The 16,234-nt window shown below is 68.8% G+C and carries 17 protein-coding genes; 7 read left to right on the top strand and 10 right to left on the bottom strand.

The window, feature by feature from the left end:
- Positions 1-9 precede the first annotated feature (9 nt).
- The 4 genes from cydB to ACFP3H_RS04990 form a co-directional block, all read right to left on the bottom strand.
- Positions 10-1,032, bottom strand: coding sequence for a cytochrome d ubiquinol oxidase subunit II (cydB, locus tag ACFP3H_RS05005; RefSeq protein WP_378600265.1), 1,023 nt, complete (start codon positions 1,030-1,032; stop codon positions 10-12).
- Positions 1,033-1,041: 9 nt separating this feature from the next.
- On the bottom strand, positions 1,042-2,538 hold the full coding sequence (locus tag ACFP3H_RS05000) for a cytochrome ubiquinol oxidase subunit I (protein ID WP_378601585.1): 1,497 nt from the start codon (positions 2,536-2,538) through the stop codon (positions 1,042-1,044).
- A gap of 123 nt (positions 2,539-2,661) precedes the next feature.
- Positions 2,662-3,189: a DUF488 domain-containing protein gene (locus ACFP3H_RS04995; protein WP_378600263.1), complete on the bottom strand. Its 528-nt coding sequence runs from the start codon at positions 3,187-3,189 to the stop codon at positions 2,662-2,664.
- A 35-nt stretch (positions 3,190-3,224) separates the two neighbouring features.
- Positions 3,225-3,968: a uracil-DNA glycosylase gene (locus tag ACFP3H_RS04990; RefSeq protein WP_378600260.1), complete on the bottom strand. Its 744-nt coding sequence runs from the start codon at positions 3,966-3,968 to the stop codon at positions 3,225-3,227.
- A 59-nt stretch (positions 3,969-4,027) separates the two neighbouring features.
- On the opposite strand from ACFP3H_RS04990, the gene ACFP3H_RS04985 reads away from it, so the two are divergent.
- Together ACFP3H_RS04985 and car are read left to right on the top strand one after the other, a co-directional pair.
- The gene (locus tag ACFP3H_RS04985) at positions 4,028-5,524 is read left to right on the top strand and encodes a carboxylesterase/lipase family protein (protein ID WP_378600258.1); all 1,497 of its coding nucleotides are present in this window, start codon (positions 4,028-4,030) and stop codon (positions 5,522-5,524) included.
- Positions 5,521-9,009, top strand: a complete 3,489-nt coding sequence (gene car / locus ACFP3H_RS04980; RefSeq protein WP_378600255.1) for a carboxylic acid reductase — start codon at positions 5,521-5,523, stop codon at positions 9,007-9,009. The genes ACFP3H_RS04985 and car overlap by 4 nt, the downstream gene beginning before the upstream one ends.
- Here car and ACFP3H_RS04975 read toward each other — a convergent pair.
- Entirely contained in the window at positions 8,935-9,558 is a 624-nt protein-coding gene (locus ACFP3H_RS04975) for a GDSL-type esterase/lipase family protein (RefSeq protein ID WP_378600252.1), read from the bottom strand. The genes car and ACFP3H_RS04975 overlap by 75 nt on opposite strands.
- A gap of 309 nt (positions 9,559-9,867) precedes the next feature.
- On the opposite strand from ACFP3H_RS04975, the gene ACFP3H_RS04970 reads away from it, so the two are divergent.
- From ACFP3H_RS04970 to ACFP3H_RS04960, 3 genes are all read left to right on the top strand, one after another.
- Complete coding sequence (locus ACFP3H_RS04970; RefSeq protein WP_378600250.1) at positions 9,868-10,185, top strand: hypothetical protein; 318 nt, start codon at positions 9,868-9,870, stop codon at positions 10,183-10,185.
- A gap of 82 nt (positions 10,186-10,267) precedes the next feature.
- Positions 10,268-10,495 carry a hypothetical protein gene (locus tag ACFP3H_RS04965; RefSeq protein ID WP_378600247.1) on the top strand — a complete coding sequence of 76 codons (228 nt, stop codon included), beginning with the start codon at positions 10,268-10,270 and terminating at the stop codon, positions 10,493-10,495.
- 7 nt (positions 10,496-10,502) lie between these two features.
- Positions 10,503-10,706: a hypothetical protein gene (locus tag ACFP3H_RS04960; protein ID WP_378600245.1), complete on the top strand. Its 204-nt coding sequence runs from the start codon at positions 10,503-10,505 to the stop codon at positions 10,704-10,706.
- Here the strand turns inward: ACFP3H_RS04960 and ACFP3H_RS04955 are convergent.
- On the bottom strand, positions 10,686-11,069 hold the full coding sequence (locus ACFP3H_RS04955) for a hypothetical protein (protein ID WP_378600242.1): 384 nt from the start codon (positions 11,067-11,069) through the stop codon (positions 10,686-10,688). The genes ACFP3H_RS04960 and ACFP3H_RS04955 overlap by 21 nt on opposite strands.
- A gap of 188 nt (positions 11,070-11,257) precedes the next feature.
- Here ACFP3H_RS04955 and ACFP3H_RS04950 point away from each other — a divergent pair, with 188 nt between their 5' ends.
- Positions 11,258-11,947 (top strand): GNAT family N-acetyltransferase, encoded by a 690-nt coding sequence (locus ACFP3H_RS04950; protein ID WP_378600240.1) that lies wholly within the window; start codon positions 11,258-11,260, stop codon positions 11,945-11,947.
- On the opposite strand, the gene ACFP3H_RS04945 is transcribed toward ACFP3H_RS04950, so the two are convergent.
- The gene (locus ACFP3H_RS04945; protein WP_378600237.1) at positions 11,948-13,048 is read right to left on the bottom strand and encodes a glycosyltransferase; all 1,101 of its coding nucleotides are present in this window, start codon (positions 13,046-13,048) and stop codon (positions 11,948-11,950) included. It lies immediately after the preceding gene.
- 71 nt (positions 13,049-13,119) lie between these two features.
- Positions 13,120-13,449, bottom strand: a complete 330-nt coding sequence (locus ACFP3H_RS04940) for a YnfA family protein (RefSeq protein WP_378600234.1) — start codon at positions 13,447-13,449, stop codon at positions 13,120-13,122.
- A gap of 157 nt (positions 13,450-13,606) precedes the next feature.
- Between ACFP3H_RS04940 and ACFP3H_RS04935 the strand changes: the two genes are divergently transcribed.
- The gene (locus ACFP3H_RS04935; RefSeq protein ID WP_378600232.1) at positions 13,607-14,344 is read left to right on the top strand and encodes an SCO6745 family protein; all 738 of its coding nucleotides are present in this window, start codon (positions 13,607-13,609) and stop codon (positions 14,342-14,344) included.
- Positions 14,345-14,395: 51 nt separating this feature from the next.
- Here the strand turns inward: ACFP3H_RS04935 and ACFP3H_RS04930 are convergent, their stop codons facing one another.
- Positions 14,396-15,202 carry an ABC transporter permease gene (locus ACFP3H_RS04930; RefSeq protein ID WP_378600229.1) on the bottom strand — a complete coding sequence of 269 codons (807 nt, stop codon included), beginning with the start codon at positions 15,200-15,202 and terminating at the stop codon, positions 14,396-14,398.
- The gene (locus ACFP3H_RS04925) at positions 15,199-16,134 is read right to left on the bottom strand and encodes an ATP-binding cassette domain-containing protein (RefSeq protein ID WP_378600227.1); all 936 of its coding nucleotides are present in this window, start codon (positions 16,132-16,134) and stop codon (positions 15,199-15,201) included. Before ACFP3H_RS04925 ends, ACFP3H_RS04930 begins: the two co-directional genes overlap by 4 nt.
- Positions 16,135-16,234: the final 100 nt, after the last annotated feature.

Below are 16,234 nucleotides of genomic sequence, written 5' to 3'. Positions count from 1 at the left end.
GGGGTGGGGTTATTTGCCTACCGGGAGGCCGGTGGGGGCTGGGATCTGGTCTACGGTGAGGCGTTTGCGGAAGACCCAGTAGGTCCAGCCCTGGTAGGCCAGGACTACGGGGACGCACAGGACGGCGGCCCAGCTCATGACCTGGAGGGTGTAGCGGCCGGAGGAGGCGTTGTGGATGTTGAGGTCGAAGGCGGGGCTGATCGTCGACGGCATGACGTTGGGGTAGAGGGAGCCGACGAGCAGGATGGTGGCGGCGGCGATGGTGAGGGCGGTGCCGATGAAGGCCCAGCCGTCGCGGCCCGCGGCGGTGGCGCCGCCGGCGACGACCAGGCCGAGCACCGCGGCACCGAGGGCGGCCCAGGTCCAACCGGAGCCGTAGGCGAGCTGGGTCCACAGACCGAAGCCGCCGACGATGGCCACGGTGGGCAGGTACAGGATCCGCACGCACTTGCGGGCGTCGTCGCGGACCTCACCGCCGGTCTTGAGCGCCAGGAAGATCGCGCCGTGCAGGGCGAACAGGATGCCGGTGGTCGCCGCGCCCAGTAGCGCGTAGGGGCTGAGCAGCTCCCACACCGACCCGACGACCTGCTTGTGCTCGTCGAGCGGCACCCCGCGCACCAGGTTGGCGAACACCCAACCCCAGGCCAGCGCCGGGATCCAGGACCCGATCCCGATCCCGACGTCACACCAGGCCCGCCACTTGGGCGAGTTGATCTTCGACCGGTACTCGATGGCGCACACGCGCACGATCAACGCCACCAGCAACAGCAGCAGCGCCAGATAGAACCCGGAGAACAGGCTCGCGTACCACTCGGGAAACGCCGCGAACATCGCACCGCCCGCGGTGATCAGCCAGACCTCGTTGCCGTCCCAGACCGGGCCGATCGTATTGAGCAGCACCCGCCTGCGCTTGTCGGAGCCACGGCCGATGATCGGCATGAGCATCCCGACCCCGAAGTCGAAGCCCTCGAGAATGAAGTAGCCGGTGAACAGCACACTGACCAGCACGAACCAGAATTGCTGCAGACTCATCGTGGTCTCCTAGTACGCGAAGGACAGCTGCTCGACAGGTTCGGCGCGGTGCTTGCCGCCGCCACCGTCGTCGTCGTCGGGACCGGACTGATCGTCGTGCGGCGCCGGTCCCGGCTCGGGTCCGACCACGGTGTAGCGGTGCATCAGGTAATACCAGACCACCGCCAGCGCACCGTAGAGCAGCGTGAACACCGCCAGCGAGAACAGCACCGTGGCGGGCGCGTGGTGGGACACACCCTCGCCCACCGTCATGCGAATGGTCTTGTCACCGGTCAGGTTCGGGACCACCACCCACGGCTGGCGGCCCATCTCGGTGAAGACCCAGCCCGCGCTGTTGGCCAGGAACGGGGTCGGGATGGCCAGTACCGACAGCCACGAGAACCAGCGCTTGTCGGGCACCCGCCCGCGCCGGGTCAACCACATTCCGGCCAGCAGCAACAGCGCCGGTCCGGCCAGGAACCCGATCATGGCGCGGAAGCTCCAGTAGGTGACGAAGAGGTTCGGCCGGTAGTTGCCGGGCCCGTAGTCCTCGACATAGGAGCGTTGCAGATCCTCCACGCCCTGCAGGGTCACGCCGGTGAACTTGTCCTTGGCCAGGAACGACAGCACATAGGGCACCTCGATGAGGTGGGTGACGCTGTCGCAGTTGTTGTGCGTGCCGACGGTCAGGATCGAGAAGTCCGGGTCGAGTTCGGTGTGGCACAGCGATTCGGCCGAGGCCATCTTCATGGGCTGCTGGTCGAACATGAGCTTGCCCTGCATGTCGCCGGTGATCCCGACCACGACGATCGACGCGGCCACCACCCACATGCCCATCCGCGCGACGGGCCGCCACATGGTCTTGGCCTCTTCCTGTTTCACTCGGTCGCCGCTGCGCATGTTGCGGACCATGAACCACCCCGCGATGCCGACCACGAACGTCGACCCGGTGAGGAACGCGCCCGCCACTACGTGCGGGAAGGCGGCCAGGGTGGTGTTGTTGGTGAGCAGCGCCCAGATACTCTCCAGCTCAGCACGTTCGGTCTCCGGGTTGTATTTCGCCCCGACCGGGTGCTGCATGAACGAATTCGCCGCGATGATGAAGTAGGCGGAGGCGTTGACGCCGATCGCGACTATCCAAATCGTCGCCAGGTGAACATATTTGGGCAATCGCGTCCACCCGAAGATCCACAATCCGAGGAATGTCGATTCCAGGAAGAACGCGACCAATGCCTCGAAAGCCAGTGGGGCGCCGAACACATCGCCGACGAACCGGGAATACTCGCTCCAGTTCATGCCGAATTGGAACTCCTGCACGATGCCGGTCGCGACACCGATGGCGAAGTTGATCAGGAACAGTTTCCCGAAGAACTTGGTGAGCCGATACCAGTGCTCTTTTCCGGTGATCACCCAGGCCGTCTGCATACCGGCGACGAGCGGCGCCAAGCCGATGGTGAGCGGGACGAAGATGAAGTGGTAGACGGTGGTGATACCGAACTGCCATCGGGAGACATCCAGGGTGCTCATTGCCAGCGAACTCATCGTCGGATCTCCTGCCATCGCAGTGAACTGTTGTCGAACCGCGTGCGCCCCGTGATTGTGGTACGGGGTTATCGTCCGGGATAGGTATCGAGATGAAATGGATGCATATCAATTCTCCGACGGTGGGGGATAGGTGATGGTGGTGCCGTCGACGTGGGCGAAGTTCGTCAGGTGGTGCTCGGGCGCGCGGGTGCCGGACATGATGTCGCGCACCTCGATGCCCCGGACCAGCAGCGCGTCGCCGACCAGCGATCGGTGACACCGCCACGGCACTGCCTCGGCGCACATGATCGCCGTCGTGGCCTGGTGCGCGAGCTCGATCAGTTCGTCGAGGCCCGCGCGGAATTCCGGGGTCTGCATGTAGTCGGCGTACTGGCGAAACGAGGCGTTGCGCCAGCCCGCGTTCTCCTCGCTCTTGGCGCCGTGGCGCAAACCGCCCAGCGCCGCCAGGTAGACGTACTGAATTCCGGCGGCTCGCAGTGTTTCCGGGAGTTCGTCGCGCCCGAACTGGGGATTGTGCCTCGACCGGGGGACTGTGCGGATATCGACGAGCTGGGTGACGCCGTAATCGTGCAGCAGACCGACGAATTCTTCCGCGGTCCGCGTGGAATGGCCGATCGTGTACACAGTCAGCACTGCTCGATCGTAGGGGACGGCGTGGCCGATTCCGGTCAGGACTCGGCGAGCTTCTTCGCCCGGCGCAGAATGTCTTCGATCATGGCGGAGTCGACCAGGCCGGTCGCGGTATTGCGTTGGCTCACGTGATAACTACCGAGCACGGTGACCGATCGACCGTCGGGATGGGTGATGACGACTTCGGCGCCGTGCCCGAAACGGGGCCGCGGGCGCGGCACGGTCCAGCCGCCGTCGGTGAGCACGGTGAACAACGCCTGCCATCCGAAAGCGCCGAGGACGACGATGACCGACACGGTCGCGCGCAACAATTCGAGTTCCCGGCTGAGAAAGGGCGCGCACCGTTGCCGTTCGGCCGGTGTGGGCTTGTTCTCGGGCGGGGCGCAGTGCACCGGCGCGGTGAGTCGGGTGTCGATCAGGGCGATGCCGTCGTCGCGGCTGACCGGGTGCGCGCCGGTGGCGAGGCCCACCGCGTGCAGGGCGCCGAACAGGAGGTCGCCGCTGGGGTCGCCGGTGAACATGCGACCGGTTCGGTTGCCGCCGTGGGCGGCCGGGGCGAGTCCGACCACGAGGATGCGGGCGTCGTCGGGGCCGAAACCGGGCACGGGTCTGCCCCAGTACACCTGATCGCGGAAGGCGGCCCGTTTGACGACGGCGACCTCGTCGCGCCAGGCCACCAGCCGGGGACAGGCGCGACAGGTGGACACCAGCAGGTCGAGTTCGGCGATGCTCGTCGTCTCGGGCGCTCGTGCGGGCGCGGTTTCCGGATCCTGGCCGGCCATCGGATCAGTCTAGGCCGAACACCCTGCGCGGTACCGCCAGTACCACGTACATTCGAGGGATGTCCACCGAGATCGTGAGCGCCGACGGAGTCGTGCGCGGTCGCGCGGGCCGTCGCGTCGTGCGTTGGCGCGCCCTGCCGTACGCGGCCCCGCCCATCGGGGAGTGGCGTTTGCGCGCACCCCAGCCCGTGACGCCGTGGACGGGGGTGCGTTCGGCGACCGAGTTCGGTGCCGCGGCGGTGCAGAACCCGAACGGGGCCAGGGTCGGCCCGCGCACCTGGCAGCCCACCGGCGAGGACTGTCTCACGCTGAATGTCACCGCCCCGGTGACGCCGTCGTCGACCCCGCGTCCGGTGATGGTGTTCTTCCACGGCGGCGGCTATCTGATCGGGACCTCGAGCATGTACTCCGGGGCGCGGTTGGCCGCGCGCGGCGAGGTGATCGTGGTGTCGGTGAACTACCGGCTCAGCGGGCTCGGGTATGTGGATTTCAGCGAGTTCTCCACGCCGGAGCGACGATTCGACTCGAATCTGGGTCTGCGGGATCAGGTGGCGGCGCTGGAGTGGGTGCGGCGCAATATCGCCGCGTTCGGCGGCGACCCGGACAGTGTCACGATCTTCGGTGAGTCGGCCGGGGCGCACGCGGTGATCAGCCTGCTGGCCACGCCGGCCGCGCGCGGGCTGTTCCATCGCGCGATCGCGCAAAGTGCCCCGGCGGACTGGGTTTCCACCCCCGAGCAGGCGCACCGGTTCGCGCGCCGCTGCCTGGACCGGCTCGGCGCCACACCCGAGAACGCCGCGTCCGTGCTGAGCACTGTCGCGGCGAAGGACCTGTGCCGGGCCGCTGACCGGGCGCTGGGCAGCGCGCTGCGCGAGGAGCCCGGCAACTACCCGTACGCGTGCGTGGTCGACGGCGAGTTCCTCCCCGAAGCGCCGCTGGCGGCGATCGCGGCCGGGCGGGCGAACCCGGTGCCGTTGATCATCGGCACCAACCGCGACGAGGCGACCCTGTTCCAGCGCTTCGCCAAATCGGTCCCGCACACCCCCGCCCAGCTCGCCACCGTGTTCGGCCGCTACGAGCCCGGCACCGAGAAACGCGTGACCGGTAGCTATCCCGGCTATCCCGGCGGGCGAACCGCCGTGCGCGTGGGCGGTGACCACCTGTTCCTGCGCCCCACCCTGGCCGTGCTCGACGGGCACAGCCGCCACGCCCCCACCTACGCGTACCGCTTCGACTACGCCCCGCGCGCACTGCACCTGGCCGGTTTCGGCGCCACCCACGCCCTGGATCTGGTGCCGGTCTTCGGCTGGGTCGACGGACCGGTGGGCCGGGCGATGACCGCAGCCGGTGGCAGGCGCGCGTTCCTGGCCGTGCAGGACCACATCCAGGACAACTGGTTGCGTTTCGCCCACACCGGTGCGCCGCTGCCACCGTGGACGCCCTACACCGCCGACCGTCGCACCACGAGCATCATCGACCATCCGCCGCGGGTGCTCGTCGACCCGGAGTCGGCGCAACGGCAGGCGTGGCAGGGGATCCGGCTGTGTGAGGCATGACGATCGAACTCGATTCCGTCGCCGACCGCGTCGAGGCGCTGCATGCCGAGGACGCGCAGGTCCGCGCGGCCCGACCGGCCGAGCGCGTGCACGCGCGGGTCACCACGCCGGGCCTGCCGCCGGCGCTGATCGTCGAGGCGGTGATGGCCGGCTACGCGGACCGGCCCGCACTCGGCACCCGCCGCACGGAACTGGTCTCGACGGCCGGTCGCCGCACTCGAAAACTGCTGCCGGAGTTCGAGTTACTGACCTACGGGCAGGTGTGGGATCGCACCCGCGCGCTGGCCGCGACCTGGCATCGCGACGGACTGCGCGCCGGGGATCTCGTCGCCGTACTCGGTTTCACCAGCGCCGAGTACACCGTCGTCGACCTGGCCATCCTCCATCTCGGTGCGGTCGCGGTGCCGGTGCAGGCGGGCCCGGAGCAGTTGCGGGCCATCCTGGGCGAGACCGCCCCGCGCGTCTTCGCGGTCGACACCGCGCATCTGGCCGTCGCCGTCGACGCGGTTCTCGCCGGTGCCACCCCGCGATCGCTGCTCGTCTTCGACCATCACCCCGATGACGACGACCACCGCGACACCCTCGCGGCGGCCCGCACCCGACTGGCCGGGACCGGCGTCGTCCTCGACACCCTCGCCACCGCCATCGAACAGGGCCGCGAGACCGCGCCGGCCCCGCTGTTCGTGCCCGAGGACGGCGACGACCCGCTAGCCCTGCTGGTCTACACCTCCGGCAGCACCGGCACGCCCAAGGGCGCGATGTACACCCAGCGTCTGGTGGCGGTGGGTTGGCAGCCGCCACGGCCGCTCACCGCGATCGCCCTGAACTTCCTGCCCATGAGCCACATCGCCGCCCGGCTCACCCTCACCCGGACGCTCGCCCGGGGCGGCATCGCGTATTTCACTGCCGCGCCGGATCTTTCGACCCTGTTCGCGGACATCGCACTGGTGCGACCCACCGAGATCTTCCTGGTCCCCCGGGTGTGCGACATGCTCTCGCAGCACTTCCGGCGCGAGCTCGCCGAGCGCGGGGAGTCGGCGGCCGAACAGGTGAGAACCGAACTGCGCGAACAGGTTCTGGGTGGCAGGTTGTTGACCGCGCTGTGTGGCAGCGCGCCGATCGCGCCCGAGGTGCGCGCCTTCGTCGAATCGGTCCTGCGGCTGCGGCTGCACGATGGCTACGGCTCGACCGAGACCGGGGGCGGGGTCATCTTCGATACGAAGGTGATTCGGCCGCCGGTCCTGGACTACAAGCTCGTCGACGTGCCCGAACTCGGCTATTTCGGCACCGACAAGCCGTATCCGCGCGGTGAACTGCTGCTCAAGACCACCACCATGATCGCCGGGTACTACCGGCGCCCCGAGGTGAACGCCGAGGTGTTCGACGCGGAGGGTTTCTGCCGCACCGGCGATGTGGTGGCCGAGTTGGGGCCGGACCGGTTGGCCTATGTCGATCGGCGCAACAATGTGCTCAAGCTGTCGCAGGGCGAGTTCGTGACGGTGTCGCGGCTGGAAGCGGTGTTCGCCGGTGCCGATCTGGTGCGGCAGATCTACGTGTACGGCAGTAGTGAGCGGGCGTTTCTGCTGGCGGTCGTGGTGCCGACCGAGGCCGCGCTCACGGGGCCCGGTCTGCGCGGGGCGGTGCGCGCGTCGTTGCAGCGTGCGGCGGTGGCGGCGGGGCTCGAGCCGTATGAGGTGCCACGGGACTTCTTGATCGAGACGCGGCCGTTCTCGACCGCGAACGGGTTGCTGTCCGGTGTCGGGAAACTGTTGCGGCCCAAGCTGAAACAGCACTACGGGCAGCGGCTCGAGCAGCTGTATGCCGATCTCGCGCGCGATCAGGACGAGGAACTGCGGCTGCTGCGCCGTGAAGCGCCACAGTTGCCGGTGTATGAGACCGTCGTTCGAGCGGTGGGCGCCGTGCTCGGTGGTGATCGGTCCGAGTTGCGTCCCGAGATGCGCTTCGGTGAACTCGGCGGGGATTCCCTGGCGGCACTGTCGCTTTCGGGTCTGCTGCGGGAATTGCTCGCGGTGGACGTGCCCGTGAATGTGCTGCTCGGGCCGGACAGTGCGCTGGCTCGGATCGCGGACTATGTTCGCCAGGAACGCGAACCGGGCACGCGCAGAACCGATTTCGCCGCCGTGCACGGTGCCGAAGCCACCGAGATTCGCGCGGCGGATCTGATACTCGAGAAGTTCTTCGATGTCACGGCCGTGGCGCAGGTGCGAGCGGCCTCGCCCGCGAGAACGGTGCTGATCACCGGCGCCAACGGCTATCTGGGCCGCTTCCTGCTCCTGAACTGGCTCGAGCGCCTCGCCCCACTGGGCGGCAAGGTCATCTGCGTGATCCGCGGCGGTGACGACGCCGCCGCGCGCAGGCGACTCGACGAGGTCTTCGAGACCGACCGCGCGCTCGCCGACCACTTCCGGCTCCTCGCGAAGGACACCCTCGAGGTGCTCGCCGGCGATCTCGGCGCACCCGAGCTCGGTCTGGCGCAACCGGTCTGGGGCCGGCTCGCCGCCGAGGTCGAGCTGATCGTGCACTGCGCCGCCCTGGTGAATCACCTATTGCCCTACGACCAGTTGTTCGGGCCGAATGTGGTGGGCACGGCCGAGATCCTCCGGTTGGCGCTGACCACGACCCGCACACCGGTGAGCTATCTGTCGACGGTGGCCGTCGCGGCGCAGGGGGACTCCTTCGCCGAGGACGGGGACGTGCGCGCCATGAGCCCGACGCGACGCATCGATGACTCCTATGCCAACGGCTACGGCAACAGCAAGTGGGCCGGGGAGGTGCTGCTGCGGGAGGCGGCGGACCGCTTCGACCTGCCCGTCGCGGTGTTCCGGTCGGACATGATCCTGGCGCACAGCGACTTTCGCGGACAGCTCAATGTGCCCGACGTCTTCACGCGGCTGCTGCTGAGCGTGCTCGTCACCGGGTTGGCCCCGAAGTCGTTCTACCGCACCGATTCCCAGGGCGGTGTCCGACGCGCCCACTACGACGGCCTGCCCGCGGACTTCGTCGCCACCGCGATCACCGAACTGGGCGCGACCGCGACGACCGGCTACCGCACCTACGACGTCCTCAACCCCCACGACGACGGCATCTCCCTCGACGTCTTCATCGACTGGCTGATCGAGGCAGGCCACCACATCGACCGCATCGCGGACTACGACGACTGGTTCGCCCGCATCGACACCGCCCTGCGCGGCCTGCCCGAACCCGAACGCAAGAACACCCTGCTCCCACTCCTCGCGGCCTACCGCCGCCCCGCTCGCCCGGAACCCGGCTCCGCGCTACCCGCCGACGGCTTCCGGTCCGCCGTCCGCGCCGCCCGCATCGGCCCCACCCACGACATCCCGCATCTGTCACCCGAGCTCATCGCGAAGTACGTCGACGACCTCCTCGACCTAGGATTCCTGCCCGCACCCCGTGGGCTCGGCGATCCAGGACCGCCACCCGCCGTCGAGAACGAGGTCGGCTAGTCGCTGATAACCGTCGGCACCGGGATGGGCGCCGTCGTCGGCCAGCGCCTCGCGGATCCATACCGGATCCTCGGCCAGCGCACGGGTCGTGGCGACGAAGGGCACCGACGCCGACCGGCACAGCGCCGCCATGTCGTCGGCGAGTTCGGTGACCCGCAGCAGGTGTGCGCTGCCGCCGTCGATGACCGGCGGCGGCCCGACCACCAGCGGCTTGATCGCGCGGTCCCGACTGTCTGCCAGCAGCGCGGCGAGGTTGTCGAGGCACTGTGCCCGTTCCACCCGCACGCGGCCGTCCTCGAGGACCATGTCGTTGCTGCCGAAGGAGACGACGAGGCGATTGTCGGTGTGGGGGAGGAGGCGCGGTGCGACCTCGCGCCGGCAGCGATCCAGCACATCGGCCGAGGTATCGCGGCGTAGTCCGAGGTTGAAGGCGGTGATGCCGGGTCCGGTCGCGGTGAGTACGCGGCCGACCCAGCCGCGATATTCGGGGTCGCCGATGCCCTGGACGAAGGAGTCACCGAGGAAGCAGATGCGCAGGTTGTCGAACATTCGGACAAGGGTAGGGGAGTGGGATCGCCTGGTCGGCCGGTATTCGGTTGGGGGAGTGCGGGTTCGAGATCTCGGAGGTGGAGGGGCCGGCGCACCAGCAGTCTCTTGATTGAAAAATTAATTCCGATACGTATATATGCGCATCTAACCATGTGTGCCGCTTCGGGGTTGTTGAGCCGAACTCACCGGCTCGACAACCCAAAAGACGCACAGACAAAGAGGCCCCGCCCGACGCCCGCTGTGTGTTTGCCCAGGGGGATCGGGGGTACGCGCCGGTGGGGGAGAACCTCGCTGGAAGGAGAGTGGGTCATGAATGCCAGTGCGATGGATGTCGGCAAGCATCCCCACGAACACAAGTTCCCCGATACCGAGCGCACCACACGCTCGCACGCGGGCGAGTCCATTCAGGACTCACTGAATTGGCCGGGCTTCCTGCTCGTCGGGATCGGCCTCGTCTTGTTCGCGTCCACGCTGACCGCGGCCGGTTCGGGATTCGTCGGCTGGGCCCTGCTCGCCGGCGTCCTCAGCGGTGTGTGCCTGCTGATGGGCGTGGGGATCGTGCTCGTCGAGCATCGCCGGATCAAGGTCGGTGAGGGTTTGCATCTGAGCGATCCGTGCGGGCACTGAGATGACGGCGGCGCGGAGTTCACCGGCCGATGACCGTGATCCGGGGCTGATCACGGTCGGTTACACGCATTTGTTTCCGGGTGTGGTGGTGCATGCGGACCGGCTCGCCGAGGAGTTCGATCTGATCTTCTCCGACGGGGTGCGCACGGAGGCGGCGATCCTGCACGACGAGCACGGGAGCGCGGTGCTCGACGTGGTCGGGTACGCGACGGCCGCGGGGACGGTGTTGCCCGGTCGGAGCTGGCCGATCACCTCGATCGAGGACGAGGGGTCGGTGGTGAACATCAAGCTGGGACCGTACGTGCGATGATGGGGCGATGAAGGGTCAGACGAGTACGGGTCGGTTGTTGACGCTGTTCGGCGGCGTCGCCATCGTGATGCTGATGGTCAACTGGAGCCTGATGCGCGCTGTCGCCTTCGCGGTGATCTGGGTGGTGGCGGCCGGGGTGCTGGTGCTGCGTGACCGGCGCGCGGGGATCGTCCCGGCGCAGGTGGCGACCTCAGACGCCGGCGAGCGCTGAGGCCAGATCCGGGACCTCGAGTACCTGGAGGACCTGGTCGCGCACCTGGGGGCAGTGCTGCTGGGTGACGGTGTCGATCACCTCGCGGTTGCGAGCCACCGCCACATTCACCCCGCCGTTGCGCGCGGCCCAGTTCTGGACGGTGCCGTTGAAGGTCACGCGGCCCAGGGTGGTGCCTTGGGCACGCCAGTTGTCGATATCGGGGGCGATCATCTCGCACAGGTGTTGGGCGGCGGCGTCGGAGATCTCGGGGGCGGCGGCCGAGGACGGCGGCAGGCCCGGTTCGGGTGCTTCGGTGCTGGTGGCGCAGGCGGACACGGCGAGCAGGCCGATCAGTACGGCGCCGCGTAGGTGTGTGGACACGGAGTTGTCCCTCCGGTAGTGAATGGGTCTGGTGTAGTGCGAATGCCCTGGTCTGCGCGGGTCAAACAGGGATGGTCGATGGAAAGGTGTGGGGCAGGGGCGTTTTCGGAATCGTGGTGAGTGCAAGGGGTGACCGGGGATCGTGTGGGCGGCTAACGTCTCTGTGTTCGTTCGGTGGAGGAGGCGTGTTGACGGTCGATGTCGCGGTGCACCCGCTCGATGATCCGGTGCGGGAATCGTTGTGGGGAGAACACCGTCGGTTCGCGCAGTGGATCGGGCGGATCGGGCGCTACGAGTCGGAGGTGGCGCGGTTCGTCGGCCATCCCCCGGTGCTCGACGCCCAGGACTGGGTGGATCTGGCGAGCGCGGTCGGTGCGGGTGGGAGCACCGGGCTGCGCGGGCTGGGGCATGTGATCCCGCCGGAGTGGACGGTGCTCGCGGAGCTCGAAGGCGTGCAGATGGACGGTTCGCGGCTGCGGGTCGAGACCGATCCGGGACTGGAGCTGCTCACCGCCGCCGACGTGCCGGAGATGCTCGCGCTGATCGCCCGCACCGAGCCGGGTCCGTTCGCGCCGCGCACCATCGAGATGGGCACCTATCTCGGGTTGCGGGTGGACGGGCGGCTGGTGGCGATGGCGGGCGAGCGGCTGCATCCGCCGGGGTGGACCGAGATCAGCGCGGTGTGCACCGATGCCGAGTTCCGTGGTCGCGGGTACGCGTCGCGGCTGATTCGCGCGGTCGGGGCGGGGATCAGGGAGCGGGGAGAGACGCCGTTTCTGCATGCGGTGGCGCACAATACGTCGGCGATCAGCCTGTACGAGACGTTGGGGTTCACGCTGCGCAAGCGGTCGAAGTTGACGTTGGTGCAGGCGCCCTGATCAGGGTGTCGCCAATTCTGTCATGGCGTCGCCGATGTCGGTGATGCTCGGCATCGCGGCGATCTCCGCGGCGACGGCGCGCGCGTTGGCCGACAGGGCGGGGTCGTCGAGGAGGGTCTCGAGGTGGGCGGCCGTGATCGCACGGGCGGGTACCGCGAGGCCGGCGCCGCGTCGCCGCACGGTGTGGGCGTTCCAGGCGCGGTCGCCCGGCGCCGGGGTGGCCAGTTGGGGGACCCCGGCGTGCAGGGCGGCATAGACCGAGCCTGCGCCCGCGTGATTGATCATGGCGGTGCAGTGCGGCAGGGCTTCGTGCAGGGCGGTCCAGCCGGTGGTGCGGATGTTCGCGGGAAGTGCGGTGGCGCGCAAGGTCTTTCGGTCGGGTCGGACGATGATGATGTCGGCGTCGACATAGGGGGCGGCGCGCACGATGGCGCGCAGCATGGGGTCGGGGCCGTCGCCGAGCATGGTGGAGCGGGTGACGAGGATGCGGCGGCGGGTGCAGGGTTCGCGCAGGAAGGCGGGGGTGGTGGCGCCGGGGGTCGTGTACGGGGTGTAGCGCAGGGGGCGGCCCTCGACGCGGACGAGCGAGGGCGGGGCGATCGACAGGGTGGTGGCGGGGGCGGGCAGGGCGGTGTCGGTGAGCAGGCGCAGGAGTTCGCGGCGGATCACGGTGCCGTCGTCGAGGGCGATGTTGTGCAGGACGGTCGGCACGTCGAGGCGGGCGGCCACGATCGCGGCGGCGGCGGCGAACGGTTCGTGCACGAGGAGATCCGGGCGGAACTCGGCGGCGGCGCGCAGCAGTGGCCGGATCATCGGGCGGTTGGTGACGGCGAAGACGTGCGCGCCGCCGCGGGCGTCGGCCATGCCCCTGGCGGAGCTCAAGGCCAGTACCGGATGTCGACCCAGTCCGCGCACCGCCGAGCGGACGTAGTCGATCGGTGGGGCGACCTCGGCGACGGGTAGTTGCGCGCGGATGGCCGTGGCCGCGTCGCCGCCGGTGGCGATCATGACCTCGTGTCCGTGGTCGCGCAGGTGGTGGGCCAGCGGCATCATCGGGAAGAGATGTCCGATCAATGGCATGGCCGCGAACAGCACTCGCATCCGGTCTCCGTGATCGTCTCGGCGGCACCATCATGGGGTCCCCGGGTATACGGTTCGGCGGTGTGTCCGGTTCAGCGGGGCGCGTACATGATCACCGCGACTCCGGCCAGGCAGATTCCGGCGCCGATCACGTCCCAGCGGTCGGGTCGGAACCCGTCGACGGCCATTCCCCACAGCAGCGATCCGGCCACGAAGACCCCACCGTAGGCGGCGAGGATGCGGCCGAAGTTCGCGTCGTCCTGCAGGGTCGCGACGAATCCGTAGATGCCGAGGGCGATGACGCCCGCGCCGATCCACGCCCAGCCCCGGTGTTCGCGCACTCCCTGCCACACCAGCCAGGCCCCGCCGATCTCGGCGATGGCGGCGAGGACGAACAGCAGGATGGAGCGGGCGACGCTCATCGCCGCGCGCCCGGTTCGGCGAGCAGGGTGGGCAGGGCGGTGCCTGCGCCGGACAGGATCGCCACGAGCTGTTCGGTCATGGGTTCAGGGTAGGGGCTGTCAGTGCTGGCTATTGTCAGCTAAAGTCTGAGGGGACTTCGAGGAGAGGTGGCGGACGATGACGTCGGCGGCGGTCAAACAGCAGGTGCTCGAACTCGGTGGGGCCTTCATGGTCTCGCGCGAGGCCAGGGATTTCGCGCAGGTCACCGGGGTGCCCGGTTTTCACGGCACCTACATGCGCGGGCGCGGTGGGGTGCTCGGGGAGGTCGATGCCGAGGTGGTGAGCGCGGCGTTCGGGTTCTTCGAGCCGAAATGTGTTCGGGCCGCGTGGGAATCGGTGTCGATGCCCGCCGCCGAGGCTGCGACGGGCTACGCCGAGGTGTGCCGGGATTTCGGGCGCCGCAAGCTCGCCGGATTCGACCGGGCCGACCGCTTGGCGGAGTTGCTGAAGCGGGTGGTCGACGCCGCCCCCTCGGCCGGCCTGCCGCTGTTCGCGGGCTGGCGCGCGATGCCGCTGCCCGACGACGGTCCCGGCGCCGCCCTGCAACTGACCCACGTCCTGCGCGAACTGCGCGGCGGCCTGCACCTGCTCGCCGTCCTCGCGACGGGACTGACTCCCCTGCAAGCGATCCTGGTCGCGGGCTCCCCGATCTTCGACGGCCCCAACCATGCCCGCCACCTCGGCTGGCCTGAGCCGTTCGAGCCACTGACCGACGACATCACGGCCCGCTGGAACGCCGCCGAGAAACTCACCGAAGAACTCACGGCCCCGTGCTTCGAGGTCCTCGACGAGACCGAGCGCGAGGAACTGTCCGAGTTGATGCGCGAAGCCCACCGGGTCGCGTTGGCGCGCTGAGGGATTCGGGTCGGTTGGCCGGGATCGGCATCCCGGCCAACCTCGCCCCTCTCAGCTGCTCAGATCCCGAAAGCGCTTGACCGCCAAGGGGAAGAACGCCGCAACCAATGCCAGCGGCCACATCACCGCGAGTAGTTCCGCATGCTGTGCGGCCCAGGAGTCGCCGGCCGCGCTCGGATTGCCGAAGAGGTTGCGGACCGCGGTGGCGGTGGCCGACATCGGATTCCATTCCACGATCGCGCCGAGCCACGACGGCATGGAGGTGGGTGTGGCGATCGCGTTGGACAGGAAGGCGACCGGCCAGACCAGCATCTGCACCGCCTGCACCAACTCCGGCTTGCCCGCCACCATGGCCAGGTAGATGCCGATCCACAGCATCGCGAACCGCAGCAGCAACAGCAGTCCGACCGCCGCCAGGAACGCGGCGGGCCCGGCGTGCCAGCGCCAGCCGATCGCGTAGCCGACCGCGATCATCACGCTCAGGCCGACGGCGGATTGCAGCATGTCGGCGACGCTGCGGCCGACGAGGACCGCGCCGGAGTGCATCGGCATGGAGCGGAACCGGTCGATGACGCCTTTGCCGAGGTCCTGGGTCACCGCGAGCATGGTGGCCTCGAGTCCGAAGGCCATGGTCATGGTGAGCATGCCGGGGACGAGGTAGTCGGTGAAGTCGCCGTCGATGCCTCGGCCGCCGCCGATCAGGTAGGTGAACATCAGCAGCAGCATCACCGGGAAGATCAGGCCGACGACGACCTGCGCGGGTTGGCGGGCCCAGTGGGCGAGTTCGCGTCGGGTCATCGTCCAGGAGTCGGCGATGGCCCATGTCGTGGTCGAGCCGGCGGGGTGGGTCGTGCTCATGCCGCGTTCTCCTTCGTCAGGTGTAGGAAGACCTCGTCGAGGGTCGGTCGTCGGATCGCGATGTCCTGCGCGTCGATTCCGGCGGCTCGCAGTGCGGCCACGGTGTCGGTCAGGGCCGACATGCGGTCGGTGACGGTGGCGCTGAGCAGTCGACGGTCCGCGTCGGCGATGACGTCGCCGGGCAGCAGCGAGGCGGCGCGGTCGAGTTGGGTGGCGTCGTGCAGCACCACATCGATGCGGTCGCCACCGGTCTCGGCCTTGAGCTGGTCGGCGGTGCCGTCCGCGATGACCCGGCCGTGATCGATGACCGCGATCCGGTCGGCCAGTTGATCGGCTTCTTCGAGGTACTGGGTGGTGAGCAGCACGGTGGTGCCGCCGCCGACGAGGGAGCGCACGGCGTTCCAGACTTCGGTGCGGCCCCTGGGGTCGAGGCCGGTGGTGGGTTCGTCGAGGAAGAGCACCTGCGGGGCGGAGATGAGGGAGGCGGCGAGGTCGAGTCGGCGTCGCATCCCACCGCTGTACTGTTTGACCGCTTTGCGTCCGGTGTCGGCGAGCCCGAACCGCGCCAGCAGTTCGTCGGCCCGGAGACCGGCCTGACGTGCGCCGAGGTGGTAGAGGCGTCCGAACATCTCCAGGTTCTGGCGGCCGCTGAGTTCTTCGTCGACGGCGGCGTGCTGGCCGAGCAACCCGATGCGCGCGCGGACCTCCTCGGCCCTGGTGCGTACGTCGAGTCCCGCCACGTCGACGCGTCCCTCGTCGGGTCGCAGCAGGGTGGACATGATCCGCACGGCGGTGGTCTTGCCCGCGCCGTTCGGGCCGAGGACGGCGTGGACGGTACCTGCTCGGACGGTGAGGTCGAGTCCGTCGAGGGCTTGTTTGTTCCCGTATCGCTTCCGTAGGCCCTCGACGAGGATGGCCGGTCGATCTGTCACCACGCGCTCCTTCACTCAGTGTTCAAACTTGACTAGTTGCTGAACGCCGCCAGGTAGTCAAACTTGATTAGATTGGCCACGGTACGACCATCGCGCGGTC

This window comes from Nocardia lasii (assembly GCF_042658545.1).
Classification (GTDB): Bacteria; Actinomycetota; Actinomycetes; order Mycobacteriales; family Mycobacteriaceae; genus Nocardia; species Nocardia lasii.
The sequence above is the reverse complement of the archived record's forward strand: the minus strand, read 5'-3'. Positions and strand labels throughout refer to the sequence as shown.

Coding starts and splice junctions, on each gene's coding strand:
- cydB (WP_378600265.1), bottom strand. CDS start 1,032: ATGAGTCTGCAGCAATTCTGGTTCGTGCTGGTCAGTGTGCTGTTCACC.
- ACFP3H_RS05000 (WP_378601585.1), bottom strand. CDS start 2,538: ATGAGCACCCTGGATGTCTCCCGATGGCAGTTCGGTATCACCACCGTC.
- ACFP3H_RS04990 (WP_378600260.1), bottom strand. CDS start 3,968: ATGGCCGGCCAGGATCCGGAAACCGCGCCCGCACGAGCGCCCGAGACG.
- ACFP3H_RS04985 (WP_378600258.1), top strand. CDS start 4,028: ATGTCCACCGAGATCGTGAGCGCCGACGGAGTCGTGCGCGGTCGCGCG.
- car (WP_378600255.1), top strand. CDS start 5,521: ATGACGATCGAACTCGATTCCGTCGCCGACCGCGTCGAGGCGCTGCAT.
- ACFP3H_RS04975 (WP_378600252.1), bottom strand. CDS start 9,558: ATGTTCGACAACCTGCGCATCTGCTTCCTCGGTGACTCCTTCGTCCAG.
- ACFP3H_RS04970 (WP_378600250.1), top strand. CDS start 9,868: ATGAATGCCAGTGCGATGGATGTCGGCAAGCATCCCCACGAACACAAG.
- ACFP3H_RS04960 (WP_378600245.1), top strand. CDS start 10,503: ATGAAGGGTCAGACGAGTACGGGTCGGTTGTTGACGCTGTTCGGCGGC.
- ACFP3H_RS04945 (WP_378600237.1), bottom strand. CDS start 13,048: ATGCGAGTGCTGTTCGCGGCCATGCCATTGATCGGACATCTCTTCCCG.
- ACFP3H_RS04940 (WP_378600234.1), bottom strand. CDS start 13,449: ATGAGCGTCGCCCGCTCCATCCTGCTGTTCGTCCTCGCCGCCATCGCC.
- ACFP3H_RS04935 (WP_378600232.1), top strand. CDS start 13,607: ATGACGTCGGCGGCGGTCAAACAGCAGGTGCTCGAACTCGGTGGGGCC.
- ACFP3H_RS04930 (WP_378600229.1), bottom strand. CDS start 15,202: ATGAGCACGACCCACCCCGCCGGCTCGACCACGACATGGGCCATCGCC.